At 62.4% G+C, this 25857-nt stretch carries 23 protein-coding genes and 1 pseudogene; 11 read left to right on the plus strand and 13 right to left on the minus strand.

The genetic code is table 11. The features are described from left to right. Window positions 1–68: 68 nt before the first annotated feature. Window positions 69–941: an aldo/keto reductase family oxidoreductase gene (locus JG739_RS20630; RefSeq protein WP_202363143.1), complete on the plus strand. Its 873-nt coding sequence runs from the start codon at window positions 69–71 to the stop codon at window positions 939–941. A gap of 113 nt (window positions 942–1054) precedes the next feature. Here the strand turns inward: JG739_RS20630 and JG739_RS20635 are convergent, their stop codons facing one another. Further along, entirely contained in the window at window positions 1055–2218 is a 1164-nt protein-coding gene (locus JG739_RS20635) for an IS4 family transposase (protein ID WP_202363144.1), read from the minus strand. 450 nt (window positions 2219–2668) lie between these two features. Next, window positions 2669–3727: a glycerophosphodiester phosphodiesterase family protein gene (locus JG739_RS20640; protein WP_202363145.1), complete on the minus strand. Its 1059-nt coding sequence runs from the start codon at window positions 3725–3727 to the stop codon at window positions 2669–2671. A 314-nt stretch (window positions 3728–4041) separates the two neighbouring features. Between JG739_RS20640 and speB the strand changes: the two genes are divergently transcribed. The 3 genes and pseudogenes from speB to JG739_RS20655 all read left to right on the plus strand — a co-directional run bounded on the left by speB (window position 4042) and on the right by JG739_RS20655 (window position 6847). After that, window positions 4042–5049: an agmatinase gene (gene speB / locus JG739_RS20645; RefSeq protein WP_202363146.1), complete on the plus strand. Its 1008-nt coding sequence runs from the start codon at window positions 4042–4044 to the stop codon at window positions 5047–5049. 30 nt (window positions 5050–5079) lie between these two features. After that, window positions 5080–6012, plus strand: coding sequence for an N-acetyl-gamma-glutamyl-phosphate reductase (gene argC, locus JG739_RS20650; RefSeq protein ID WP_202363147.1), 933 nt, complete (start codon window positions 5080–5082; stop codon window positions 6010–6012). After that, window positions 6013–6847 (plus strand): annotated as a pseudogene (locus tag JG739_RS20655) (aminoglycoside phosphotransferase family protein). Here JG739_RS20655 and JG739_RS20660 read toward each other — a convergent pair. Next, the gene (locus tag JG739_RS20660; RefSeq protein ID WP_202363148.1) at window positions 6837–7928 is read right to left on the minus strand and encodes a COX15/CtaA family protein; all 1092 of its coding nucleotides are present in this window, start codon (window positions 7926–7928) and stop codon (window positions 6837–6839) included. The pseudogene JG739_RS20655 and the gene JG739_RS20660 overlap by 11 nt on opposite strands. Window positions 7929–8080: 152 nt before the next feature. Here JG739_RS20660 and JG739_RS20665 point away from each other — a divergent pair, with 152 nt between their 5' ends. Next, window positions 8081–8299, plus strand: a complete 219-nt coding sequence (locus JG739_RS20665) for a DUF2842 domain-containing protein (RefSeq protein ID WP_202363149.1) — start codon at window positions 8081–8083, stop codon at window positions 8297–8299. Between the two features lie 237 nt (window positions 8300–8536). Here JG739_RS20665 and JG739_RS20670 read toward each other — a convergent pair whose 3' ends face one another. Together JG739_RS20670 and JG739_RS20675 are read right to left on the minus strand one after the other, a co-directional pair. Next, a complete protein-coding gene (locus tag JG739_RS20670) occupies window positions 8537–9724 on the minus strand; it encodes an MFS transporter (protein WP_202363150.1) in 1188 nt (395 codons plus the stop codon). 289 nt (window positions 9725–10013) lie between these two features. After that, complete coding sequence (locus JG739_RS20675; RefSeq protein WP_202363151.1) at window positions 10014–10244, minus strand: hypothetical protein; 231 nt, start codon at window positions 10242–10244, stop codon at window positions 10014–10016. 333 nt (window positions 10245–10577) lie between these two features. On the opposite strand from JG739_RS20675, the gene JG739_RS20680 reads away from it, so the two are divergent. The 6 genes from JG739_RS20680 to JG739_RS20705 all read left to right on the plus strand — a co-directional run bounded on the left by JG739_RS20680 (window position 10578) and on the right by JG739_RS20705 (window position 16730). After that, the gene (locus JG739_RS20680; RefSeq protein ID WP_202363152.1) at window positions 10578–11204 is read left to right on the plus strand and encodes a class I SAM-dependent methyltransferase; all 627 of its coding nucleotides are present in this window, start codon (window positions 10578–10580) and stop codon (window positions 11202–11204) included. Window positions 11205–11438: 234 nt separating this feature from the next. Then, on the plus strand, window positions 11439–11663 hold the full coding sequence (locus JG739_RS20685) for a dodecin (protein WP_202367551.1): 225 nt from the start codon (window positions 11439–11441) through the stop codon (window positions 11661–11663). A gap of 384 nt (window positions 11664–12047) precedes the next feature. Further along, window positions 12048–13778, plus strand: coding sequence for an adenylate/guanylate cyclase domain-containing protein (locus JG739_RS20690; RefSeq protein WP_202363153.1), 1731 nt, complete (start codon window positions 12048–12050; stop codon window positions 13776–13778). 762 nt (window positions 13779–14540) lie between these two features. Beyond that, a complete protein-coding gene (locus tag JG739_RS20695; RefSeq protein WP_202363154.1) occupies window positions 14541–15191 on the plus strand; it encodes a pyridoxamine 5'-phosphate oxidase family protein in 651 nt (216 codons plus the stop codon). 64 nt (window positions 15192–15255) lie between these two features. Next, on the plus strand, window positions 15256–15645 hold the full coding sequence (locus JG739_RS20700; RefSeq protein ID WP_202363155.1) for a cupin domain-containing protein: 390 nt from the start codon (window positions 15256–15258) through the stop codon (window positions 15643–15645). 110 nt (window positions 15646–15755) lie between these two features. After that, window positions 15756–16730: a DUF2332 domain-containing protein gene (locus JG739_RS20705; RefSeq protein ID WP_244749494.1), complete on the plus strand. Its 975-nt coding sequence runs from the start codon at window positions 15756–15758 to the stop codon at window positions 16728–16730. A gap of 288 nt (window positions 16731–17018) precedes the next feature. On the opposite strand, the gene JG739_RS20710 is transcribed toward JG739_RS20705, so the two are convergent. The 8 genes from JG739_RS20710 to JG739_RS20745 form a co-directional block, all read right to left on the minus strand. Then, window positions 17019–18167: an adenylate/guanylate cyclase domain-containing protein gene (locus JG739_RS20710; RefSeq protein ID WP_202363157.1), complete on the minus strand. Its 1149-nt coding sequence runs from the start codon at window positions 18165–18167 to the stop codon at window positions 17019–17021. Between the two features lie 13 nt (window positions 18168–18180). Continuing rightward, complete coding sequence (locus JG739_RS20715; RefSeq protein ID WP_202363158.1) at window positions 18181–18546, minus strand: response regulator; 366 nt, start codon at window positions 18544–18546, stop codon at window positions 18181–18183. Next, entirely contained in the window at window positions 18543–20651 is a 2109-nt protein-coding gene (locus JG739_RS20720; RefSeq protein WP_202363159.1) for a sensor histidine kinase, read from the minus strand. The genes JG739_RS20715 and JG739_RS20720 overlap by 4 nt, the downstream gene beginning before the upstream one ends. After that, entirely contained in the window at window positions 20617–21204 is a 588-nt protein-coding gene (locus JG739_RS20725) for an SCO family protein (RefSeq protein ID WP_202363160.1), read from the minus strand. The genes JG739_RS20720 and JG739_RS20725 overlap by 35 nt, the downstream gene beginning before the upstream one ends. Further along, on the minus strand, window positions 21201–22214 hold the full coding sequence (locus JG739_RS20730; protein ID WP_202363161.1) for an ABC transporter substrate-binding protein: 1014 nt from the start codon (window positions 22212–22214) through the stop codon (window positions 21201–21203). The genes JG739_RS20725 and JG739_RS20730 overlap by 4 nt, the downstream gene beginning before the upstream one ends. A gap of 46 nt (window positions 22215–22260) precedes the next feature. Next, a complete protein-coding gene (locus JG739_RS20735) occupies window positions 22261–23268 on the minus strand; it encodes an ABC transporter substrate-binding protein (protein ID WP_202363162.1) in 1008 nt (335 codons plus the stop codon). 47 nt (window positions 23269–23315) lie between these two features. Further along, window positions 23316–24335 (minus strand): ABC transporter substrate-binding protein, encoded by a 1020-nt coding sequence (locus JG739_RS20740; RefSeq protein ID WP_244749495.1) that lies wholly within the window; start codon window positions 24333–24335, stop codon window positions 23316–23318. Between the two features lie 445 nt (window positions 24336–24780). Next, complete coding sequence (locus JG739_RS20745) at window positions 24781–25833, minus strand: polysaccharide deacetylase family protein (RefSeq protein WP_202363163.1); 1053 nt, start codon at window positions 25831–25833, stop codon at window positions 24781–24783. Window positions 25834–25857: the final 24 nt, after the last annotated feature.

Raw genomic sequence — 25857 nt, forward strand, 5'->3', positions numbered from 1 at the left:
CGGAATGTACCTAATTATCGTGAGATCGGACAGCGCCTATCTTAGCCTCATCCAGAACGGAGATAGACATGTCCAGTACCGACAATTACGGCACATTCACTCTCGGCGACCGAACCGTGAAACGGCTCGGCTACGGCGCCATGCAGCTCGCAGGACCCGGCGTATTTGGCCCGCCCAAAAACCATGGCGCGGCATTGGCCGTGCTGCGCGAAGCTGTTGCGCTTGGGGTGAACCACATCGACACCAGCGATTTCTACGGGCCGCACGTCACCAATCTGCTCATCCGCGAGGCGCTCGCGCCCTATCGGGAAGACCTCGTCATCGTCACCAAGATCGGCGCCCGGCGCGGCGAAGACGGATCATGGCTGCCGGCCTTCTCGGCCGAAGAGCTGACCCGGGCGGTGCACGACAATCTGCGCAATCTCGGGCTCGACGTGCTCGACGTGGTTAACCTTCGGATCATGTTCGACGCGCATGGCCCGGCCGAAGGCTCGATCGAGGCGCCGCTCACTGTGCTGGCCGAGCTGCAGCGACAGGGTTTGGTGCGTCACATCGGGCTCAGCAATGTCACGCCAGCGCAGATCGAAGAGGCGCGACGGATCGCCAAAATCGTCTGCGTGCAGAACCAATACAATCTGGCGCACAGGGGCGACGATGCCTTGATCGACCAACTCGCCAGCAACGGCATCGCCTATGTGCCGTTCTTTCCGCTCGGCGGCTTCAACCCGCTGCAGTCCTCTACCCTGTCCGGCGTCGCTCAGCGCCTGGGCGCCACGCCGATGCAGGTCGCGCTCGCCTGGCTGCTCCGTCGCGCGCCCAATATTTTGCTCATCCCCGGCACGTCTTCCGTTGCGCATTTGCGGGAGAACCTTGCCGCGGCCGAACTCGATCTGCCGGAGGATGCCGTAAGCGAGCTGGACGGTGTGGCGATGGCTGCATGAGGTCGGCGAAAGCGGCAACGAGCCAATCTCGCCCTGATCGACAGGCTGGCGGGACAGCGCCCCCTCTGCCCTTCCGGGCATCTCCCCCACAAGGCAGGGCTGTCCGGGGAAAGTTATTCATAAATGAAGGCCATCTGATTGGGAGAGGCTCGGTCCCTTGGTCGGCTTGGATTGACCGGTGGCGGCTTATCGATGGTGTGCAGTTTCCGCCGCCCGAACAAGTATTGAGCGACCAGTTCTGTGAACCTCAAGATAGGAATAGTGACGCGGCGGGTGCGCGCGACAATGCGCAGCAGCGCAAAGGCGATCATTGCTGCAAAGAGTTGCAGGCGACTTGCATTGCCGTTGTTGCCGAGGAACTTGCTGATCTTGAGGTGCTGCTTGATCCATCGGAACAGAAGCTCGATGTGCCAGCGGCCTTTGTAGAGCCGTCCAATCTCGACGGCGGAGCGCTCCAGATCGTTGGTCAAAAGCGTGATGGTGTCGCCCGTTTCGCGCTGAACGCGCAGGCGACGCAGCCGCATCGGCAGCTTGCAAGCAGCCTTGCTGACCAGGCTTACCTCACTGTCTTCCACAACCAGGAAGCCGTCGCCCTGCGGCTCGGCTACAGGGCGATCACGCAGCAGCGCCAGCCTCATGTTGGATTTGGGCCGCGTCACGAAGATCGATCCGGCTTCGGCGATCGCCGTCCACCAGCCATAATGGCAGTAGCCCTTGTCGAACACGTAGGTCGCTCCAGCTTCGATCGTGATCTGGCGACCGACCTGGGCGTCGTTGACGTTGGCGTCGGTGATGTCGAGGACGCGCGGACAGTCGGTCTTCGGGTCATAGACGACATGCACCTTCATGCCGCGGATGCGCCCGTTCGACTTGGCCCAATCGCACAGTTTGCCGAGCGGAATGGGGGTCGAGTCGATCAGCCGCAGCATTGCTTCGCCCTCGCGCCGCATTTGCCTGTCGAGCAGGTTCGCCACCAGACCGAACGCCTCGGCAAAGATGGCGACCGGACGCCGTCTGTTGGCATCCGACAAGGTCGAACGCATCAACGGACCGCTGCCCAGGTGATAATGATGCTGGCTGTTGGCGTTCCAGCCGGCTTCCAGGCCACGCAAGCTGCTGCTGCCGCAGAACTGGGCATAGATCAGCGCCACCAGATGATCCCAGCTTCTGAACGATTTGTCGTACGCATCCCCGTCGTGGCGATCCACAATTGCTTGGAATTGACGCCGATCGATGGGTTCAAGAAGCTGCCCGAAGATGCTAGGTGCAAAGCGCATGCCCCGTTCCTTTTCTGAGTCTCGACAACCAGAGAAAAGACGGACAAACCCCGTTTTACGGGGCATGCACATGTGGCATTTCGATTCACTCAAAACTTTCCCCGGACAGCCCTGCCCACAAGGGGGAGATTGGCCGTCATCACTGATTTCGCCAACCACCAACCTTGCAAAAAGGACGCTGCCCGCGAAGCTGCCGATCTCCCCCCAAGTGGGGGAGATGCCGAGTCTTGGCAAAGAGGGGCAGGACAGAGGGGGGCGCTGTCCCGCCGCCATCAAAGGTTCTGCACCTTCGTGACGCTCTGAGGTAACGGCCTGGATCCCAGGGTCTGCGCCGCGTCGCTTCGCTCCTTGCTTCGCCCTGGATGACGAAGGCATGGCGGCCTGTGGCAGCGTCAGAGATGGTGGCAGGCCGGCCGGCAGCGCGACCGTCAGTCCCTGTTCAGAGAGGAACTAATTGATGCTCGCGGTGTTCGCCGGCTCCGCCGGGCGCGCCTCATCCGAATAGGGCACGCGGTAGCCGTTCGCCGCCAGCCATTCGATCGCCGCTTTCGGCTCGTCGGTCTGGATGATGGTGGCGCCGCGCTCGGCCCAGAAGCCGTAGGTCTCGCGCGGCAGGCTGGCGAACACCGCCAGTTCATCGCCGCGACCGCCGGCAAGGAAGCCGCCCGGCTTGTTGACGATGGCGTAGGTATTGGCCCAGATGTGCCAGCCGCCCCTTATCGCCGCCGCGCGCATGCGCGGGCTGAACAGCGGACCGCCGGTCTCGGTCAGCGTCTCGGCGCCGTCGCGCCAGTTGATCATCTCGACCGCGCGCGGCGAAAACGCGCCGCTGACTTTCTCGGCGAAACCGGCGTCGCGAACCGCGTCGTCGGCAATGATCGGCATGAACTGGAAACCGCTGCCGATCGCGCCCATGGCGGCCTTGACAGTGGTGATCCTGGCCGGGTTCCACAGGTTCTCCTTGACGATCACCTGTTCGGCCATGCCAAGGTCACGCGCGACCGCGATCATGCCGGCCAGGCTGTCGACGTCGAGCTTGTTGTCGATGTTGACGAGGATCCTGTCTTTGGTCGCCATCAGCATCTCGCGCAGCGACGAAACCGGCTCGTCGGTGACGGCGCCGGTGCCCTCGATCACCAGCCTGCAGGTTTTGAGTTCGGCCAGCGTGCGCTTGGCCACCTCGCCCTTGCAGTTCGTCGTGCGGTCGAGCCAGCTGTCATGCATGACGACGAACTGGCCGTCCTTCGAGCGCCTGACGTCGACCTCGACGATTTCGGCGCCAAGCGCGATCGATGCCTCGAGGGCGGCGATCGAGTTCTCCGCAAACAGCGTCTTGCGGGCCTGCAGGCTGCCGGCGCGGTGTGCCGCCACCATGACATGGTCGCGCCACTGGTTGGCGTGTTCGAAACGCTCGAGAATCTGTCTGGCGCGTGTTTCGCCAGCCGATGCCGAGCCGGTGAACAGCACCGAGGCGGCGGCAAGCAGAAGTTTCAGCCAGGTCGTTCGCATGAGAATCGCTCCTACCGGATGCAAACCCGGATAAGCGACGCACGTGACAACCCGGTGAACGAAGCCGGCTTCGCAAATGCCGGAAAGTCAGGTCAATGCCGGCTGAAGCGGCCGTTCTTCAATCTCACGACAGGACGGTTCGCAACTTTAGATTGTATTCATGCATGTCTGCGCAATTTCCGGGTTGGCCATGCGGGCTCACCTGCCAAGCAAGTATTTGTGACCGATCTCGAATGGCCACGGCCGCGGAAGGGGTCGCATTTCCGAGAATTATATCCAATAAGGTTGCGCCTCGACGCACAGGAGATCGCTTCATGCCGAACACCAACATCGACCACGCCTTCACCGCCCGGGCCAGGACGGGTGCGTCCTTCGAGCCGACCTATGCCGGCGCGCTGTCGTTCATGCGACGCAAGTATTCGAAGGACGTGAAGGGCGCGGACGCGGTGGTGTGGGGCATCCCCTTCGACGCCGCCGTCACCAACCGGCCGGGCGCGCGTTTCGGGCCGCAGGCGATTCGCCGCGCCTCGACCATTCTCGACAACGACCCGCAATATCCGTTTTCGCGCGATCTGTTCGAACATCTCGCCGTGGTCGACTATGGCGATTGCCTGCTCGACAGCGGCAATCACCAGAAGACGCCGGGGACGATCGAGCGCGAGGCGGCAAAGATCCTGAAATCCGGCGCCTTCCTGCTATCGCTCGGCGGCGATCATTTCGTCACCTGGCCGCTGCTCAAGGCGCATGCCGCCATCCACGGTCCGCTCGCCATGGTGCAGTTCGACGCCCACCAGGACACCTGGCCGGACGACGGCAAGCGCATCGATCACGGCTCCTTCGTCGGCCGTGCGGTCAAGGAGGGGATCATCGATCCCGACCGTTCGATCCAGATCGGCATCCGCACCCATGCGCCCGACACCTTCGGCATCAAGATCCTCTACGGCCACGAAATCGAGGACATGCGCGCGTCCGATATCGCCTATGCCATCGTCGACCGCACCGGCGGCAAGAAGGCCTACGTCACCTTCGACATCGATTGCCTCGACCCGGCCTTCGCGCCCGGCACCGGAACACCGGTCGCCGGCGGGCCGTCCTCGGCAAAAATCCTGTCGGTGCTGCGCCAGATCAATCAGCTCGATATCGTCGGCGCCGATATCGTGGAGGTTGCGCCGGCCTATGATCACGCCGATATAACGGCGATTGCCGGGTCGACGGTGGCCATGCACTATCTCGGGCTGCTGGCGGAACGAAAGGCCCGGCTCGAAGAGCTGAACAACGGCAATCAGATCGTTGCCGGACTGAATCAGGCAAGTGGCATATAATTACGAAGTACCAGGGAGTTCAGGCAGGCAATGAAACCGAAAATCTTCATAGACGGCGAGCACGGCACCACGGGTCTCCAGATCAGGGCGCTGCTGGCCGAGCGCAGCGACCTGGAGATCATCTCGATTCCGACTGAGCGCCGCAAGGAACCGGCAGCCAGGGCCGAGTTCCTCAACGCCGCCGATGTCGCGATCCTGTGCCTGCCGGACGCAGCCGCGAAAGAAAGCGTCTCGCTGATCAGCAACGACACGACCAGGGTTATCGACGCCTCGACTGCGCATCGCGTGGCAGAAGGTTGGGAATATGGTTTTGCCGAAATGGACAAGGATCAGGCCCGAAAAATCGCTTCGGCGAAGCGCGTCGCCAATCCGGGCTGCTGGCCGCAGGGCCCGATCGCGACGCTGAGGCCATTGGTGGAAGCAGGGCTGTTGCCGCCGGATTTTCCGGTCACCGTCAACGGCATTACCGGCTATTCGGGCGGCGGCCGGCCGATGATCGAGGACTATGTCGCCAAGGGCGAGGATGCCGCGGAATTCCTGCCCTACGGGCTGACCCTGCAGCACAAGCATGTGCCGGAGCTCAGGACCTATGCAAAACTGTCGCATGATCCGATCATGCAGCCGGCGGTCGGCAATTTCGCGCAAGGCATGATCACCGTGGTGCCGCTGCAGCTCGGCGGCCTCGACTATGTGCCGACCGGCGCCGATCTTCATGCGGCGATCGCCGACCATTTCGCCGCCATCGATGGCGGCGTGGTCGAGGTGGCGCCCTATGCGCAGCTCGAGCGCGTGCCGGAGATCGATCCGGAAACGTACAATGGCACCAACCGGATGATGCTCCATGTATTCGCCAACGACGACAGGGCCCAGGCGCTGCTGTTCGCCGTCTATGACAATCTCGGCAAGGGCGCCTCGGGTGCTGCCGTGCAGAACATGGATCTGATGCTCGGCCTCAAGCACTGAATGGACGCTCCGGCATTTCCAAGCCGCTGGAAGGTCAGCGCGCCACAACTGATTGCCGAGACGTTCAGCAGCCGCATCTGGAAGGTTGTTCGCGAGGACGGCTCGCCGGCGATCGTCAAGGCCCTCAAAGCTTTCGACGACGTCGAAGACGAGTTGCGCGGCGAGCATTTCCTCGCCTGGCGGCGCGGCGAAGGCGCGGTACGGCTGCCGCGACGGCCACTGCATGCTGCTCGAATATGCCGGCGAAACCTTGCTGTCACAGGTTCTCGCCGAGCAGGGAGACAATGCCGCCACAGCAATCGCGGCCGAAGTGATGGCAAGACTGTTCTCGCCATCCGACCACCCTCCCCCACCGGATCTGCAGCCGCTGCGGATGCGGTTTTCCAGCCTGTTCAACAAGGCGAAGGTCGATCGCGACGCCGGCGAACAGGGCCTCTACGTCGAAGCGGCGGCGACCGCGGAACGGCTGCTGGCCGATCCTGTCGCCATGCTGCCGCTGCATGGCGACCTGCATCACGACAACATCATGCACGGACCGCGCGGCTGGCTGGCGATCGACCCGAAGGGCGTTCTCGGCGATCCCGGCTTCGACGCGGCGAACATGTTCTACAATCCGCTCGACCGCGACGACCTTTGCCGTGATCCCCGGCGGATTGCCGAGATGGCCGAGATCTTCGCCAGGACGCTCGGCCAGACTCCGCCAGCCATCCTGGACCACGCCATTGCCTATGGCTGCCTGTCGGCGTCATGGCATCATGAAGACGGCAATGCGATCGACGAAAGCCGCGAATTGTCCATTGCCACGGCGATCAGGACGGTGCGGCTCAGCCTCTGACGGCGATCTGGTTGGGCATGGGATAAGCGCCCTTGGTGCCGCGCCAATGCGCTGCGGCAAATCCCAGCAGGACGAGCGCTAATGCCTGATGCGTCAGCGCCATGTGCAGCGGCACCTGCATCAGCAACGTGCCGATGCCGATCAAGGCCTGCACCAGCACCAGCAGAAACAGCAGCGTCGCGCGGCGCGCATGGGTGGTGCCGGGCTGGCGGCGGTGCGTCGCGATCATGTGCCAAAGTGCTGCGGCGAAAATCGCGTAAGCGCCGAGCCGGTGGATGAACTGGACCGTCTTCGGGCTCTCGAAGAAGTTGCGCCATGCCGGCTCGAGGATCAACAGATCGCCGGGGATGAGCTTGCCGTCCATCAGCGGCCAGGTGTTGTAGCTCAGGCCGGCATCGAGCCCGGCGACCAGCCCGCCGAGATAGATCTGGATCAGCGCCAGCAGCACCAGAAAGCCGGCCAGACGCTGGGTCGAACGGTCGGCGGCGGGCTCGGAGTGCGGGGCCAATCCACGCGCGACCACCATGGTCGCGGTGAAGATCAGCGCGGCCAGGGTCAGATGCGTCGCCAGCCGGTACTGGCTGACGGAGACGCGGTCGACCAGCCCGGACGCCACCATCCACCAGCCGATCGCGCCCTGCAGGCCGCCGAGAAGAAGAATTCCTAACAGTTTCGGCCCAAGACCGCGTTCGATGCGGCGCGTCGCCCAGAAAAACACCAGCGGCACGGCGAAAACCACGCCGACACCGCGCGCCAGGATCCTGTGCAACCATTCCCACCAGAAGATCGACTTGAACGCTTCGATGCTCATGCCCTTGTTGAGCTCGGCATATTGCGGGATTTGCTGGTAGCGCTGGAACTCCTCCTGCCATTCGGAATCGTTGAGCGGCGGGATGACGCCGTGGATCGGCTTCCATTCGGTGATCGACAGGCCGGATTCGGTGAGCCTGGTGGCGCCGCCGACCAGCACCAGCACAAACAGCACCAGGAGCACGACGTAGAGCCAGCCGCGCACCAGCGCCCGGTTACGCAGGTCGCGGTCGCGGGCCACGAAAGGCGCGGCAGCTGATATGGCAGCCATAGACTTGTCCCGGCAGGTTGCAGTCGCGGATTGGTGAACCATCGCAATCCAACTGGCAAGTCCGGACAGCGCGGCACGCCGTCGCGCCGCTTCTTGGCTGTTGCGTGCCTCTTCCGTTGGGCCTAAGCGATAGCGATGAACCGGATCGCGAAATGCCCATTTGTCTAAAAAAGCTGATCGGAACAATCCTGCTGGTGGCGCTGGTCATCGTCTATGCGCTGGTCGCATCGATTGTCGCGGTTGCCCAACTGGCAGAATCTGGACCGTGGGCGCATTTCCTGTTCTTCCTGCTCAGCGGCATGCTGTGGGTGCTGCCGGCCATGGGCATCATCAAATGGCTGATCCTGGAGCCGCCGCGACCGAAGAACTGAGGCGCGCCGTTAGATGGTGAAAGCCTGACGCCCGAGCCAGGGTGGTTTCTGCCTTCTGCGTCGCCGATCGGAACGCACAGGCTGCGCCGGTCATCGCCGAACCACTACTCAGGCGTCCCGTTCGGGGTCACGACCTCTCAGCAGACCTTCGCGGCTCGCCGGCAATGGAGATAGGATGAAGGTCGGAGACTGCCAGTTCGCTGGCAGAATGACTCCGCGGCCGCAGGCGACGACTCTCTACTCGGTCATGTCGTCCTTCGGTCCCGGCTTCGCGACCAGCCGTCTCAACGCCGCCAGCCCGAGCACCGGCCCGGGCACCAGCATCAGGAAAACATACTGCGGTCCGACGGTTTCGATCAACCGAGCAAGCAGCGCGATCGAAACGATCGTGATCGAAAAGCCGATGCAATTGGCGATCGTCAGCGCCGAGCCGACGAGCCTCGGCGGGGCGAAACGGGCGTTGAGCGTGGAGAATTGCGGCGAGTCGCCGGCAACGACCACGCCCCAGAACAACAGGAAGGCGAGGAACACCGGCAAGGGCGCCAGGAATGCCAGCGGCGAGACGAGGCAGCACAGGCCGGACGCCGACAACTGCATATAGGCGACGCGCGCGCTGCCTATCCCCCGCGAAACGTAGCCGCCGACCATGCAGCCGAGAAAACCGGTGGCGATCACCGCGAAGCTCCACACCGAAACCGCCGCGCCGTCGCTGCCGAGGCGCGCCGCCAGCAGCACCGGCAGGAACGCGTAGAACGCGTAGAGCTCCCACATATGGCCGAAATAGCCGAAGGCCGACGCCCGGAATTCGGCCGAGCGGAAGATCGTCGCGAATGCGGCCGGATCGAACTTCGCGCCCGCTCTGAGCTGCGGCCCGTCCGGCACGAGAAGAAACATTGCCAGACCGCCGGCGATCGATATCGCCGAGACCGACAGGATTACGCCCTGCCAAGGCAGGTCGCCGCCCAGGCCGCGGATGAGATGGGGAAATGCCGTTCCGAGAACCAGCGCCCCGACCAGCCAGCCAAGCGCGAGCCCGAGGTCGCGGTCATACCAGCCCGACGCGATCTTCATGCCTACGGGATACATGCCGGCGAGAAAGAAGCCGGTTGCGAACCGCGCCGCGAGCCGGGGCAGGAACTCGCCGCTCGCCAGCGTCGCGGCATTGGCCGCCGCGCCGGCGAGCGTGGAAAGAAAGAAGATGATACGCGGTGAGTAGCGGTCGGCGATCGCCAGCCAGGCGAAGACCAGCGTGCCGGCGATGAAGCCGAGCTGCACGGCGATCGTGATGTCACCGAGGGCGGACGCCGGCAGGCCGGCGCTGCGCTGCAGGTCGGGCATCACCGCATTGCCGGCGAACCACAGTGATGTCGCGGCGAACTGCGAGATGACGATCGTCGGCAGGATGCGGGCAGGAACGGCGGGCAAGGTGGAATCCTCGTCATGACGTTTTGAATGGTTCCTAGCACGCTGCGCCGCGCGGCAGCAGTGACAGGTCGCCGGCGGCTTGCCAGCCAGTCCTTCGCGGCCACCCGCGGGGAAGAACGCCACGGCGGCTGCTTGTCACCATTTGCCGCTCTGGCGCCTTGCGGGAGCGAACCGCGATATGATGAAAGCGACGCGGCAACGTACCGATGCGCTCAGGGGCCGGCCGAATGATCGAGAAGAGCGCGTTGCTGCTCCAAGGCGCGCTTGAGATCACCCGCGCGCGGCTCTACTAGTCCGAAAACCTCACGCTCACGCCGCGCTGCCGAAAATAGGCCTGCATCAGCTTGCGCCCCGAACGGTTGTTCTGCGCCAGCCTGGCCGGATCGAACACCGCCTGTTTTAGCCCTTCTCGTGCCAGCGCCATTTTAAGCGTCGCGATATGTGCGTCGATATCGGCATTGTCCGCCCTGAGGGAGGCATAGATACTCTCGGTCGCCTCGGCCACGGTCGGTTCGCTCACAGGTGTCGTCCTTTGGTTGGTTGAGCGGCGGCTTACCACAGAATCGCGGCTCCGCCGATACCGATGAGACCGTCAATCGTCTCTACCGGCATAGCAGGTTCCTGGCGCGACCCGACGCCCAGGTGGTCGCTGGAGATATCTGCTTTCTGGCAACCGCAAAATTGGACCTAGATCCAAGTTTGGGCGCATTGCCGCCCGGCAGCCATGGGCAATCGCTAGTGTCTCTGATCGCATTTCTGCTAAGGCTGGGAAGCAAATCGCCCGCGATGTCACCAACTGACGAAGGGGCGCAACGGGCTGATGGGCCTCTTGTCTTGACGGAGGAGCGCTAGGATGAGCACCGACCGGGATACCGTGCGGTCCTATGATGCGGTCGCGGCGGAGTACGCTGCCGAGGCCGCGGCGATGCCCGAATGGGTCGCGACAGAGATCGATGCGTTCGTGACCGAGCTGGGTGGCTCTGGCAGGGTGCTGGAGATCGGAAGCGGTGGCGGGCGAGATGCCCTTGAGCTTGAGAAGCGGGGGATCAGCGTCCGGCGCACCGACATTTCGAAGGGTTTCGTCGAACTGCTTCGCGAGAGCGGCTTCGAGGCCGACCTGTTGGATCCGCTGACCGAAGACCTGGCCGACCCGCAGCGTCCCGGCACGCCATACGACGGGATCTGGGCCTGTGCCTGCCTGATTCACGTCGCGCGCGAGGATTTCGGCACTGTGCTTGGACGGCTTGCCGAGGCGACCCGGCCCGGTGGCCGACTGCACGCCTCGGTCAGAGAGGGCGATGGCGAGGATGTGTCGACACACGGCTGCGCTGCAGCGCCTCGGCGCTACGTCGAGACGTACTGGCGCGAGTCTGCCCTGCGGTCCGCACTCACAGACGCCGGCTGGATCGTCAGCGAGGTACGCCGGTGCATCGGAAAGCGTGATGATCGATGGCTGAGCGTTCGGGCGAGTCGGGCGTGACGCACAGCGACCTTGCGGAGAAGGTCAGCATTCGGCCTCCCCTGGTACGAGACCCGCCGGCGGCGGCGACAGCGACAGGGGTGGCAAGGCATGCTGGACATCGAGAAGGAAACTGCGACGAGGATCATCGACGCGCTGGCGGTCGCCATCGACGGCGGAGATAAAGCGCTCGCTGCTCACTTTCCGCTTCCGGATTGCGCCACAAATATGGTGCAAACCGGAAAGGAGCGTTCCATGGATGAGAGGCATATCTACAAGGTGGTTGAGCTCGTAGGCTCATCAGGTGAGAGCATCGACGATGCTATTCGCGTGGCGATCGCCCGCGCCGGAAAGACGCTCAGGAACTTGCGTTGGTTCGAGGTAACGCAGACGCGCGGCCATGTTGAGAATGGTGAGGTTCGTCACTTCCAGGTGAGTTTGAAGGCTGGTTTCACGCTCGACGACGGTGAAGGCGGCTAGGGTATCAGCCGGCGCCGAAGCGAATGAGGGGCGCAGTTGCCACGCACCACGCTCCCCGTCGATCCATTCGCGCATGCGAACAGGATAGTTGCGCCATAAGCCGCCGTTCCCGACAGTTCTCCGGACCGGACGTTCACGCTCCGGCAGGTGTCTACCCCTGAGCGGCCTCTACCGAACGGCGACCAACGAGTCAGCAGGAACCCTGAACGGACCTTCCTGTACTCTTTTGCTGCCGACAGCGGACATTCGCTGAAACCAGCACTGATGATCGGAGACCTGTGTCGGCCCCTGACCAATGTTCGGAATGGGGCCCATAGCGGCAATGGACATCGTGGCATGGCACAAATACCATCGGCGGAACCTGGGCCCTAAGGCATCATCTAAATGGCCGATGAACGCGCCAAACGCCGCCTTGCCGCCATCGCCGTCGCTGACGTCGTGGGGTACTCGCGCCTCATGGAGGCCGACGAGGCGGGAACGCTGGCGGCGCTGAGGGAACAGCGGAAGAGCGTCTTGGAGCCGATAGTGCGCGACCATGAGGGCCGCATTGTCAAGGTCATGGGCGATGGCGCGCTGGTGGAGTTCGCCAGTGCGGTCAATGCAGTTAAGGCGGCGCTGGACCTGCAGGAGAAGATGGCCGAGGTCAACACGCTTTTGGGCGAGGATAGACGCATCCTTCTGCGCATCGGCATCAATCTTGGCGATATCATTGGCGAGGGATCCGATGTCTACGGCGACGGCGTCAACGTAGCCGCGCGGCTGGAGGCGTTGGCGGAGCCGGGCGGGATCTGCGTTTCGGCAAAGGTGCGCGATGAACTGCGTGGCAAGGGCGCTCATGTCTTCGACGAGATGGGAGAGGTCGAACTCAAGAACATTGCCAATCCGGTGCGCGTGTTCAGAATCGTGAACGGTGTGGCGCCGGCACCCGTCGGACCTGCGTTGTCGCTTCCCGACAAGCCGTCGATCGCGGTCCTGCCTTTCACCAACATGAGCGGCGATCCTGAACAGCAATATTTCTCAGACGGCATCACTGAGGATATCATCACCGAACTATCACGCTCCCGTGCGCTGTTCGTCATTGCCCGGAACTCGTCGTTTCAGTATCGCGACAAAGCGGTGGACGTGCGCCGGGTCGCGCGCGACCTCGGCGTGCGCTACGTCATCGAGGGCAGCGTCCGCAAAATGGGCGGCCGGATTCGCATCACGGCGCAGCTGATCGACGCCGTTCCAGGCAATCATCTGTGGAGCGAGCGTTTCGACCGCAGGATCGAGGACCTATTCGACGTTCAGGACGAGTTGACACACACCGTCGTCGCAACCGTGGTGGGCCGGCTGGAGGACGCCGAAATCAGGATGGCGTCAAACAGGCGGACCGACAGCCTACCGGCATATGACTGTCTGCTCCGCGGTATTCAGCAATTGCGTGGGTTCGGCATGGAAAACAACCGTCGTGCTCGCGAGTTGTTCGAGCAGGCCGTTTCTCTCGATCCGCAATACGCTATGGGCCACGCCTATCTGGCCCTGTCACTTCTGGTCGAGAATAACTACGGTGCCGCGTCGGATGCGATCAAACAACGGGCATTGGAGGTGGCCATGACTGCTGTCCGGCTGGACCCGCGCGAAAGCCGATGTCACACGTTCCTCGGGCAGATCCACCGATTCCGCGATGAGTACGATCTAGCGATAACGCACCTCGAAAATGGTGTGGCGCTCAACCCCAACGACGTGGTCGGCATAGTGCACTTGAGCGCGGTGTTTGGCGTGTCCGGTCGCGCCGAAGAGGGCATCGAGTTGGCTCGCCGAGCCATCAGACTTGATCCTTATGTTAAGTTTGCCTGGGGTACCCTCGCCTTCTGTCTATACGCCGTGAGGCGCTATGAAGAAGCCCTGGCGGCAAACCGGAAGCTCGGGCACGAGTTGTCGCCGTGGATGATGGCGCGCGAGTCAGCCTGCCTGGCGCAGCTTGGGCGTCTCGACGAAGCTCGCGCCAAAGCCGCAGAGGTGCTCCGCCGCAAGCCCGGTTTCAGCGTGCGGGCGGAGATGCCGCACTACCGATATCCTGCCGATGCCGAGCATCTGCGCGAAGGCTTGCTGAAGGCAGGTCTTCCCGAATGAAGTGAACGTCCGTCTTGCATCGACTCCAGCCGAAACGCGAAGATCCGCTTTGGAGAAGCCCCAGCAACGTCCGGAAAATGGCGCATCTTTCCAATCGGCTGAGGGAATGGGAGCGTCTGCTCACCACCTAACCGCGACATAAAACGCTCCGTGGCTGTACGGCAGAACCGAATCCTTCGGCCGGCTCGGTCGCGCTGGAAAGCGGCAACCAACGGCCGCCAAGGCTCGCTGCGGATTTAGGCTTGCTTGTAGCCGGCATGGCGCGCCGAGTGGTCATTCAAGCGCGGCAGCGCTGCAATCAGTGGCCAGAAGGACGTCGATGCCGCACTGGCCGACATGGAAAGCCGCATCAACGAATTGCTCGCCAACATTTGACCGCGGGGCGAACACTCCACCCCACGGCAGGAAACAGTCGTGGAGGTATGGTGGTGCAGAAGCCCCTCGCGATACGGACACCCAGGATGTGCTCCGCGTTGCGAGGTGGTCTGTTTTAAACCAAAGAAAGTGGGCGGAGCCGCGCTTTGTGCATTAACGGTCAGCAAATGGCGCGTCCGCTGATTCAAATACCTACCTGACTCGCAGAACGCCAGAATCGAGCACCGATCGACTGGCTGGAATGGTGAGCCGACTTTCAGTCGCACGGCTGAACGGCGCAAATGCGCGCCAGAACGCGGCGCCGGCACGGAATGGCTCGTCAACGGAGTTGCGGTCGCGCGATCCTTTGCGTCATACTACGCAGGTACGCGGAGAGGGGCCGGCATCATGCAAGACGACGAGAGCAGTCTTCGGCGCCGTTTCCGCGATGTCATCACGAGCGAAGAGCAATTGCGAACGGTGTTGGGGGCGCCCACAGACCGAGCGGTTGCCAAGATCGTTCGAGTAATTGACGAACATGCTCGCCGCTTCATTGCTCACGCGCCTTTTGTGTTCGTAGCGTCCGCCGGGGCCGATGGCATGCTCGACGTCTCGCCAAAGGGCGATCCCGCCGGCTTCGTCAAGGTGCTGGACGAAAGAACTCTCGCCATTCCAGACCGCCCCGGCAATCGTCGACTCGATACTTTCCGTAACGTCCTGAGCAACCCGAATGTCGGCCTGATTTTCGTAATCCCCGGTGTGACCTACACCCTTCGCGTGTCCGGCAGGGCGCTCATTGTCCGCGATGCTGAGCTGCGTGAGGCCATGGCTGTCAACCGTAAGCTCCCGGAGCACATACTCGTCATCGAGATCTCGCACGTACTTTCTCATTGTCCAAAATGCATGGTCCGCTCGGGGTTGTGGCAGCCGGAAGCGTGGCCTGATACCAGCAACGTTCCGTCGTTTGCGGAGATGTTGGTCGCCCACGGCAAACTCGCGGAGACGGTTGAGGAGATGCAAACGATCATCGACACGGGTAATCGCGACCGGCTCTACTAACTTGATGAACCACCGGTTGCCGGCTTCATGCTGCGCGAGTGCTACTCTGCCAACAGAGGGGATCATGCAGATTATCGATCATAACCTTCAGCCGACAGAAGAGTGGCGTTCCGGCGTGTTGACCAGAATGCGCGTTTCTGCGGTCACCGAGGCAGCGACGCTCTGCATATTCGAACAGTGGGTCGCACCAGGAAGTGGCACACGTACTCACACCCATCCCGTCGAGGAAGTCTTGACCGTGCTGGAAGGCCAAGCCGAGCTGTGGTTGGATGATGAACGAGAAACAGTATCGACGGGACAATCAGTCATCGTGCCGGCCGGCAGCTGGCATGGCTTTCGTAACACCGGAAGCGCGACATTGCACATACAGGCCATAGTGGCCGCGCCAACCTTCGAGGCCTCTTTCGAGGGGCAGCCGGAAGTTACGAGGCATTGGGCTACCGCAAAAGCGTGACACCCGGCATCTTGACGACAGGCGCCGCGCCTGGCTCCAATCTGATCCGTGGATCGTGTACTGCGACGAGACGTCGGGATCGGGGATGAGTGGATATGGGCGAGGAGGGCTTGGCAGAGATCTCAACCCGGTATATTCGCTTCGCCGATACGGAAGCTCGCAGTCGCTCACCGCTCTATGAGGAGTTGGCTCGTGCTGTCGCAGGGGACCGTGAGACACTCGGCTTCCTGTCGACCCTCCCGGACGTGAAGCGGCAACCGAATCTTCTGCTTGCCGTGGTGCGTCACCTGTTCGGCACACCGACAGGGTGGACCGAGTTTCGTCAGGGGCTTCTGGCGCACCCCGAGCTTGTCCGCTCGCTCATGCTCGAGCGCTCGACGCAAACCAACGAGCCGGGAAGGTGCGCCACACTGCTGCCCGTCCTGGCGCGCCTGCCGCAGCCATTGGCGCTCCTGGAGGTCGGGACTTCCGCAGGGCTCTGCCTTATGCCCGACCTCTATGGCTACGACTACGGGCGCACGGTGCTCCGCGCACCCGTCATGGCCTCGGAACCGCCTGTCTTCCGATGCACCGCCAGCGAGACAACGCCATTGCCGACGACCCCGCCGCATGTCGTCTGGCGAGCGGGATTGGACCTGAACCCGATCGATGCTTCGGACGCTTCGCAAGTCGCATGGCTTGAGACGCTGGTCTGGCCGGAGCAGACGGAGCGGCTTGCCAATCTGCGGGCCGCCCTAAAGATTGCTGCCACAGTCAAGCCTCGGGTGGTGAAGGGCGACCTGCGCGGGAGCGACCTCGTGCGGCTCTGCAGCGAAGCGCCAAAGGACGCTACCCTCGTTGTCTTTCACACAGCCGTCCTCGACTATGTCTCCGACCCGGCAGACCGAGAGGCTTTCGCAGAACAGGTGATGCGCCTCTCTCCGTATTGGGTATCGAACGAGTTCCGGCGCGTGTTCCCGTCCATCGCCACACGCGCCGGAGAAAGCCGGCCGCCGGGCCGCTTCCTCCTATCTGTGAACGGCTCCCCTGCCGCTTGGACCGACCCGCATGGCGCCTCGCTCGAATGGATCGCGGACGAGGCGTAGGCGGTTGGCAGTCACAACGTCTCCAAACCGCTTGCCAAAGGTCAGCTACAGGTCCGGCTTGAGCCGTTGCGCGAAGCGCAGCTTTGAGCGAGCGCCATGAAGGTCGCCTTATGTGAAGGGTTGCGGATGCCGGCTTTACTGAGATGGCGTGGCTCCGAGGCCGGCGTCCGAAAGCCATCACAAGAGTTGCCGTTCGCTTGCTGCCGACGGAACGACCGCTTTCCACCGTTGCGGTCATTTCATGCCGTCGTTCGGTCCCGCGGGTCACTCATTGGGCTGCGTTCATCACTAACTTGACCGGCCAAGCCACCGGACAACTTCGTAGGCCGGCATAGGGCGGCGAAACCCCTTCAGCGTCAGTTCGCCAACTGGAACGGATTCGACCAATGATTCGACGGCACCAAGAACCCGTTGGCTGACGAGAATCTGGCGAGACCTAGCCTCCTCGCACAATCGGGCCGCGTGGTTCGACACAGTGCCGATCACCGCATAGTCCGCGCGCTGATCGAAACCGATCCGCCCGATGGTGGCGTGGCCCCGAGCGATGCCGATTCCGAAGCCAAGCAAGTAGTCCCGTTTGCGCCATCGCTCTGAATGCTCGTCAATAGCGTCACGCATCGCCGCGGCCATTGAGACAGCCCTCTCGGTGTGATCGGCACAGGGTAGCGGATCATTGAAAACCACAACGATGCCGTCGCCCACGAACCGCTCCAAAGTCCCCTCGTGACGGACGATTTGTTCGCCGAGACAGGAATGGTACTCGCCGAGCACCGTCATTACCTCCTCGGGCTCGGCAGTCTCGGCGAAGGCTGTAAAGCCGCGCAGATCGCAGAAAACGACGGTCACCTCGCGACGGTGGCTTTGAAGGAGCGCGTCGCCATTGCCCGCTGCAACAATAAGGTCGGCGACCTGCGCGGGCAGAAACCGTCGGAGCCGGCCCATCCGCTCGATCTCCGCAACCTGGTCCGCCACTGTTTGTTCAAGAGAGCGATTCCATGCAGCCAATTGCGCTGCCTGATCCTCGAGGAGCCGCGTCTGGCTCTCCACGGTATCGTATAGCGCCTTCTGGCGCAGCATCGAGCGCACGCGCGCCAGTAGCGCCTTGTGCTCGAACGGCTTGGTCAGATAGTCGTCGCCACCGGCATCCAATCCCTCGACCACATCTCGCGTATCGGCTTTTGCGGTAACAAGGATAACCGGGATCGATCGCAGCGAAACGTCTGCCTTGAGCATCCGCACGACGCTTATCCCATCGAGCCTCGGCATCATGATGTCGAGGAGGATCAGGTCCGGCTTGAGGCTGCGCACCTTCGCAAGCCCCTCTTCGCCGTCGGCTGCTGTCACCACTTCGTAGCCGTTCGCCTCGAGGCGCATCCGCAGGATTTCGAGGTTTTCCGGGGTATCGTCGACGGCGAGAATGCGAGGCGGATCGTGCAAGGCCCTGTCTCCCTTAGGAAAGCAACTCGCGGATCTTGGCAAGCAGCTGGCGCGGACTGAATGGCTTGGCAATGTAGCCATCGCACCCGGCAGCAAGGGCTTTTGCCTCGTCGCCCGACAATGCGTAGGACGTGACGGCGATTATCGGAATGTGCCGGAGCGCCGGGTCAGCTTTTATGCGGCGAGCAGCTTCGTACCCGTCGATCACCGGAAGCTGAATGTCCATTAAGATCAGGTCCGGCTTCTCAGCGGCGGCAGCGACGACGCCGGCGGCACCGTCCGCGGCCTCGATCAGTTCGTATTCGGTGGTGGCGATGAGATCGCGTATGATCTGCCGGTTGTCCTCGGTGTCTTCCACCATCAGGATTCGCTTGCTCATGCTGCCTTCACATCCTCTCCCACTCGGATCGGTATTTTCATGCGGAATGTCGAGCCTGAACCCGGCACGGACTCGACGCCTATGGTTCCACCATGCATTTCGACGATACGCTTCGAGATCGCCAGGCCGAGACCGGTGCCACCCTTCTGCCTGGTGCTGCTGCTATCGACCTGCTGGAATTCATCGAAGATGAGCCCCTGGTCTGTGGGTGCAATGCCAGGGCCGGTGTCGCGCACGATGATCTCGAAGTGGCCGTCGACCGCATCGGCAAGAATGTCGATCGCGCCCGTCTCGGTGAACTTGACGGCATTACCGACAAGATTGAGCAGGACCTGGGTCAGGCGGCGCTCGTCCCCGCGGCCCAGCGGAAGATTTTCGGCGACGGTCGCAGCGAGCGAAAGCCCTTTTGAACGCGCCAGCGGCTCCACAGCTGTAACGGTCGATCGAACAATTTGCCCAACGGAATAATCCTCGAGCGCCAGCGTAAGCTGGCCCGCTTCGATCTTTGAGAGATCGAGCACGTCGTTGATGAGCCCCAGCAGATGACGGCCGTTTGCCTGCACGCGCGCAACCGTCGTTTTTGCCCTGTCCGGGAGCTCGCCGTAAATGCCGTCGACCAGCAGTTCGGTGAAGCCCAGAACCGAATTGAGCGGCGTCCTGAGTTCGTGGCTCATATTCGCGAGGAACTGAGACTTATGGCGGCTGGCCGCCTCCAGCTCCCGGCCTTTTTCCTCTATCTCGCGGAACAGCTTGGCATTCTGGATTGCGAGCACCGATTGCGCTGCGAACGTCTCCAGCAGATGAACGATTTGCTGGTCGAATTCACCTGACTTGCGGCGCCTGACGACGAGCGCGCCGACGAGCTTGTTCGGCCTGAGCAGCGGAACCACCAGGACGCTGCGATATCCGGCGTCGAGGACGATCTTCTGAGCGGGAGAGGGCGTTCCTTCGCTGAGATCGGGTACCTGGACAGGTGCACGGCGCCGTGCGGCGTCGCCAATCCCGGGATCGTTCAGCCCGATGGCCTGGTCGGAAATTGCGGCAATGAGCTCGTCGCTCATCCCATAAGTCGCGCGCGGGCGGAATTGTTGCCTGGTGCTGCTGAACACATAGATAGTGCCTGCATCCGTGTCCGACAGTTGAACCGCCTTCGCAACGATCGTCTGCAGCACCGTGTCGAGATCGAGCGTCGAATTGACCGCCTTGCTGACTTCCCCGAGCGCCTCCAGTTCGGCGACCGAGCGTGCAAGCTCGGCCGTGCGCGCCTGCACCTCCTGGTAAAGCCGCCCCAGCTGCTCGGACGTCTGGTTGACATTGCCGGCAAGCACTCCGAGCTCGTCTCGATTGGCGACGGCAACCTGTTGCGCAAAATCGCCGGCCGCGATCTGACGCAATCGCGTCTCGATCTTCTTGACCGGCTCGATCAATGACCAAGAAATGATGTAGCCAAGCCCCAGCGCCAGCAGAATACTGCCCACCGCAAAAGAGACCACGATCAGCCGGGAGGTGCCGTACGCCCCCTCGGTTGTTTCGATTGCCGCCACCATGTCGGCTTCGGCGATGTTGACCAACTGGTTCGTCAGCCGCTCGAGACGGTCGGCCGAAGGCATGATCTCAGCCTGCTGAACCTTGCGCGCCTCCTCCGTGCGGCCGGCGCGGACGAGCTCCACGACATGCGTCACCCCCGCCGTAAACCGGTCGTACTCTTGCCGAACCTGGCCGAGCACTTCCGCCTCAACTTCGGCGACGAACTCCATGCGGTCGAGGTCGTAGCCAAACTGGTTGAGCTGGCGCAGCGCTGCATCCAGCATCCGGTCGTCCTGAAGCAAGAGTGCGGTCGAGATGCTGTAGAGTTGGTTTGTCGTGTCGTGCTGGACCTGGCGGTAGGCTGCGATCCTACGCTGCAGCTTGATCAACTCGTTTGTTTGATCGTTGACCCCGCTCAACACCTGCAACCCGACGGCCCCGAGCACGATCAGCAGGCCGACGATCGACAGAAACGCGACCAGGAGCTTGGTCTGGACGCGGGCCGGCAGCCGCGCAACCCAGCCCACCAGCCGGTTTGTGATGTTATTTGGATTCGTCCAAGAGGCTGAGAAGGTCACCCCGGAACTCCTCCAAGTCGAACCGGACGCCGAGATACTGTACGCGCAAGGTGCCAGTCGGGTCTATGAGCGACGTCAGGAATGTGTGATCGACGTCTCCTTTCGCCACCTTCCTCGCGAAGATGCCGTACTTGCGTCCGACCTCACGGATGATCGTCGGATCGCCGGTGAGAAACGCCCAACCGTCCAGATCAGCGCCGAAGTCCTGTGCATATTGCTTCAGCACTTCGGGCGTATCGTGCTCCGGATCGACGGTGATCGAAACGAAGGCAACCTTGGGCCCGAACGCAGAACCTAGCTTGTCCTGCACGTGCGCCATGTTGGCGGTCAGCATCGGGCAGATGTCAGTGCAGGAAGCATAGATGAAAGTGACGGCGACCACCTTGCCGCGAAAGTCGCGAAGCGACACGCGCGCCCCATCCTGCGAGGTCAGGGTAAAGTCGGGCGCCGGCCCAATCGTCGGCAGACGCTGGTCGTGCGGCGCTTCATGCGCCTGCACTGGCCAAGGAACAAGCAGCGCCAATAGCAGAATGCGTGCCGGCCAACCGCTCACGTCTTCAACTCGCGCTTCAACTCGTCGAGGAAGCGCCAGTCAGTGCCCTCGGCGATGATCGCCTGCGGAGTTGACTTGATCATACCTGTCTCATGCATCCGCAGCGCGTAGAACCGCAAAGAGGCTTCGGCATCATAATCCCGCCACCGGTCGTACCGGATGTCGTTCAGCGTTTGCAGTGCGTATTCATAGCTAGGGACGAAACCTCGATCGACCATCTGCTGCGCAACCAGCTCCGGCTCGGACGCGCAGAGGTCGGCGCCCTTAAATATGGCCCGCAGGATACGCTTGGTCGCCACGGGGTATCTGTTTACATAATCCGCAGTGGCGGAAATCATGCAGCAGAAATGCTGCGACCACGGCGCGTCGGTGGTCGAGTTGAGGATCGTATGGCCTATTTTCTTGGAGCGAAGTTCCTGCGTGCGGGGCGGCTGACCGAGGAATGCATCGAACTTTCCTTCGACGAAGCCTTCCGCGAAATTGTGTTCTTCGATAACCCATTCGATGTCGTTGACGGGATCGAGCCCGACATAGGCGGCGATCAGGGAAACCAACACGTATTGCGGCGAATCGAGGGTAAACACGCCAACTCGCTTTCCCCGCAGATCCGAGATGCCTTCGACGCTGTCGTTGGCGATCAGCTCGAGGCACCCGGAGTGCAGACCGCCAAGCACCTTGATTGGCACGCCCGCGTTGATTGACGCCACATGAATCGGCGCGTAATTCACACTGAAATCCGTCTCGTTATTTGCAATCCACACCGAATGATCGACGCTGGTGTCACCTTGCACATAGCGGACATCGGCGAATCCCTCGGCGCGCAGCATCTCTCCGGCGATATACACGCCCGCCCAGCAATAGGCGCCGCCGATGTATCGCGGCAGGCGGACGGATGTGGTCTCCAGCGGCGGCTCGGCCCAACCCGGTGTCGAAGTGGTGCCGACCAAGCCTGCGGCCCCGGCTGCGGCTGCGCCGGCCAGGAAGCAGCGGCGGTTCTGGATGATCTGCATGGGGTTCTCCTTTCCGTGGAAACAGCACCGCGGGCCGATTGCCTGATCAGCTCTTCAATTCGCGCTTCAGCTCGTCAAGAAATCTCCAGTCCGCTCCGTCGGCGATGATCTGCTGTGGGCTCGACTTGATCATACCCGTCTCCTGCATGCGCAGCGCGTAGAAGCGCATCGAGGCTTCGGCATCGTAGTCCCGCCAGACGTCGTATCGCGTGTCGCTCAGCGTTTGCAGCGCGTATTCGTAGCTGTCGACGAAACCTCGCTCGACCATCTGCCCTGCACTCCATGCGGGATTCGACGCGCAGAGGTCGGCGCCCTTGACGATGGCCCTGAGCACGCGCTTGGTCGCGACCGGGTACTTGTTCACGTAGTCCGCAGCGGCCGAGGTCATGCAGCAGAAGTGCTGCGACCACGGGCGGTCAACCGTAGTGTTGAGGATCGTGTGGCCGATTTTCTTGGCGCGCAGTTGCTGCGTCTCCGGCGGCGTGAAGAGATATGCATCGAACTTTCCTTTGGCGAAGGCTTCCACCGGCTTGCTTTCCTGGACCCATTCGATGTCGTTGTTGGGATCCAGTCCGATATAGGCCGCCATAAGGGCAACCAGTACGCGCGACGGCGCATCGATGTCGTGCATGCCCACCCGCTTACCCTTGAGGTCCGGGATGCCTTCTACGCTGTCGTTGGCGATCAGTTCGAGGCACCCGGAGTGCAGACCGCCAAGCACCTTGATTGGCACGCCCGCGTCGATGGACGCGACATGGACTGGCGCGTAATTCATGCTGAAATCCGTGTCGCCGCGTGCAATCCACACCGCCTGATCGACTTTCTCGTCGCCCTGCACATAGCGGACGTCGGTGAAGCCCTCCGCTTTGAGGAGCTCTCCCGCCAGGTACATCCCCGCCCAGCAGTAGGCACCATCGATCCACCTCGGCAGACGGACGGAGGTCGTTTCAGGAGGTGCCTCGGCCCAGGCCGATGTCGAGGTGCCGATAATGCCCGCTCCGCCGGCCGCCGTGAGGCCAGCCAAGAAGCGACGGCGGTTCTGGATGATCGGCATCGGAGTCTCCTTTCAGTAGAAAACAACACTGCGTGCCCATCACCCGCTCACGTTTTCAACTCACGCTTCAGCTCGTTGAGGAAGCGCCAGTCCGTTCCGTTGGCGATGATCTGGTGGGGGCTCGACTTGATCATGCCGGCCTCATGCAGGCGCAGGCCGTAAAACCGTACGGTGTCCTCGGGCTCGTATTCGCGCCACTTGCCGTAGGGCACTTCGTTCATCGTCTGCAGGGCATAGTCATAGTTGGCGGTAAACCCGCTATCGACGATCTGTTGCGCGACGCGCTGCGGCTCTGCGACGCAAAGGTCTGCCGCCTTGAGAATGGCGCGCAAGACGCGCTTGGTGGCGACAGGGTTGTTCCGAACGAACTTCGCATTGCCCGCCAGCATGCAGCAGAAGTACTGCGACCAGGGACGATCAAGGGCACTGTTTACGACCACGTGGCCGATGCCGCGGGCGCGCAGTTCCTGGGGCTCGGGCGGAAAGCCGAGGAACGCGTCGACCTTTCCTTGGACGAAAAGCTCCATGGGCCTGACGGATGAACTGGTGATCCAGCGGATGTCCTTTTCTGGATCTAGCCCGACGTAAGCTGCCATGCTGGTCACGAATACGTGCGGCGTTGAACCAAGGCCTTGTACGCCCACGGTCTTGCCCTTCAGGTCTGTGATGCGGTGGATGCTTTCGTTTCCGAACAGTTCGAAGCAGCCGGGATGCACGCCCGCCAGCACCGTAATCGGGTCACCGGCGTCGATCGCAAGGGCGAGCGGTGCGGCGAAATTCAGACTGAAATCCACCTCTCCGCGCGCGATCTTCTCAGCCTGCCCAACCCCTGCTCCCGCTGCCACGTAACGGACGTCGGTGAACCCCTCCAGGTGCAGCAGCTCCTCGGCGACGTATTGCGGTGCGATGCAAATGCCGCTGATCTTTGCCAAGCGGATGGTGGTTGTTTCGGGCGGTGGTTCTGCAGCGAGCGATATTCGTGCGCCGGTCAAGCCTGCGGCGGCGGCCACTGAACCGCCGGCCATGAGCACGGCCAGGAAAGCGCGGCGACTCCGGATGATCTGCACGGGATCGCTCCCTCTCTTCCGAATTGCAAAAGACAATGCGGTCGGAACCGAGCAAAAGAGGTTCCGGCAGAGGCAGATAGTCTCGTGAGCGCGCCGAGCGGTTGCGGTTTGGAGCGCGCTCAATCCTGATGCGGGAGTCTTGCGCTCTCAGTCGCTGGCTTGGCTAAGCCCCGGCCAGCGATCAGTAACCATACGCCCTATCTGCGTTCGTGGCGAGGGCAAAGCTCTCGGCCAGCCCCGACCTTAGGCGGAAATCCTCGCAGTTTCCAAAAGCGGACGACCTAATTGATTTGGTGACCGCCAAATGGCGGCTTTTGGACACCTGTTCGAGGCGTTCGATCTCGCCTCATTAGGCGACTGGATTGGGTCACGACGTTCCCTTGACCTCCCATCAGGGATGGCCCGCAGGGGCTCGGTTCTTGCCGTCCATCGGATTGTCAGACCACTAGATGGTGACGACCATCTTGCCGGCATTGGCCAGCGGCGTCGTCACGCCGGACAGCATCGTGCGGATATGGGCAACGCTCTGATAGCGACCGTTGACCGAAATGCGCGGCAGCGCGTGCAGGAAACCGGCATGTTTTGCGCGCAGCACGCCGTGGCGGGTCGTCACCGCCGAGGCATAGCCGGCATCGCGGGCAAAGCCGACTTCGCGATCGCCAACGGCGCTGGCATAGCCATAGGGATAGGCGAAATGGCGCGGCGCCTCGCCAAGCTCGGCCTGCAATATGCGCCTGACGTCATCGACCTCGTGCCGCGCATCGGCTTCGGAAAGCCGCTTCAGGTTGCGATGATTGATGGTGTGGGCGCCGATCGTCACCAGCGGATGCCCTGCCATGGCGCGGATCTCGTCCCAGTTCATCAACAGGCTCTGGCGCGCGCCCAACTCGATACCGTTCGACCGCGCCAATTGGCGCAGCACCGCGCGCTGGTCCTCTTCGCGGACCTCCAGCGTCAGATGGTCGTGCAGGCGCGCAAAGGCCTGGATTTTCTTGCCCGGGGTCGAGCAGTCGATCGTCACCGGACCGTTCGGTGTCGTCAAAACCAGCCGGTTGCGCGCGCTGACGATGTCCTCGACCACCTCCCACCATAGATCGGCGGCGCCGTTTATCAGCCCCGGCGCGACATAGATGGTGATCGGCGAGCCGTGCTTTTCCAGCACCGGCAGCGCCTCGGTCATGTTGTCGCGGTAGGCGTCGTCGGCGGTGATCGCCGCGAACTGGCCACCTTTGCCGGCCTTGATGCGCTCGATCGCCTCGTCCAGGGTGACGAATGTATAGCCGTTCACCGTCATATCGGCGATCACGGCGTCCAGAAACTCGGGCGCGATGTTGAGATGCCGGTTGACGCTATCAGGCTTTTCCGGCGTGGCGGTGACCCGATGCAGCATCAGGATGGCGCCGATGCCGCCGACAAATGGCTTGGCCAGCGGGGCAAGACCGCTATAGCGCACGACGTTGAGCGCCAGTTTCCGGATTGCCTCGCCCCCGTCGATCATTCATTCACCTTTTGCGCCTAGGCT

It is taken from the genome of Mesorhizobium sp. L-2-11 (assembly GCF_016756595.1).
In the GTDB taxonomy this organism is placed as follows: Bacteria; Pseudomonadota; Alphaproteobacteria; order Rhizobiales; family Rhizobiaceae; genus Mesorhizobium.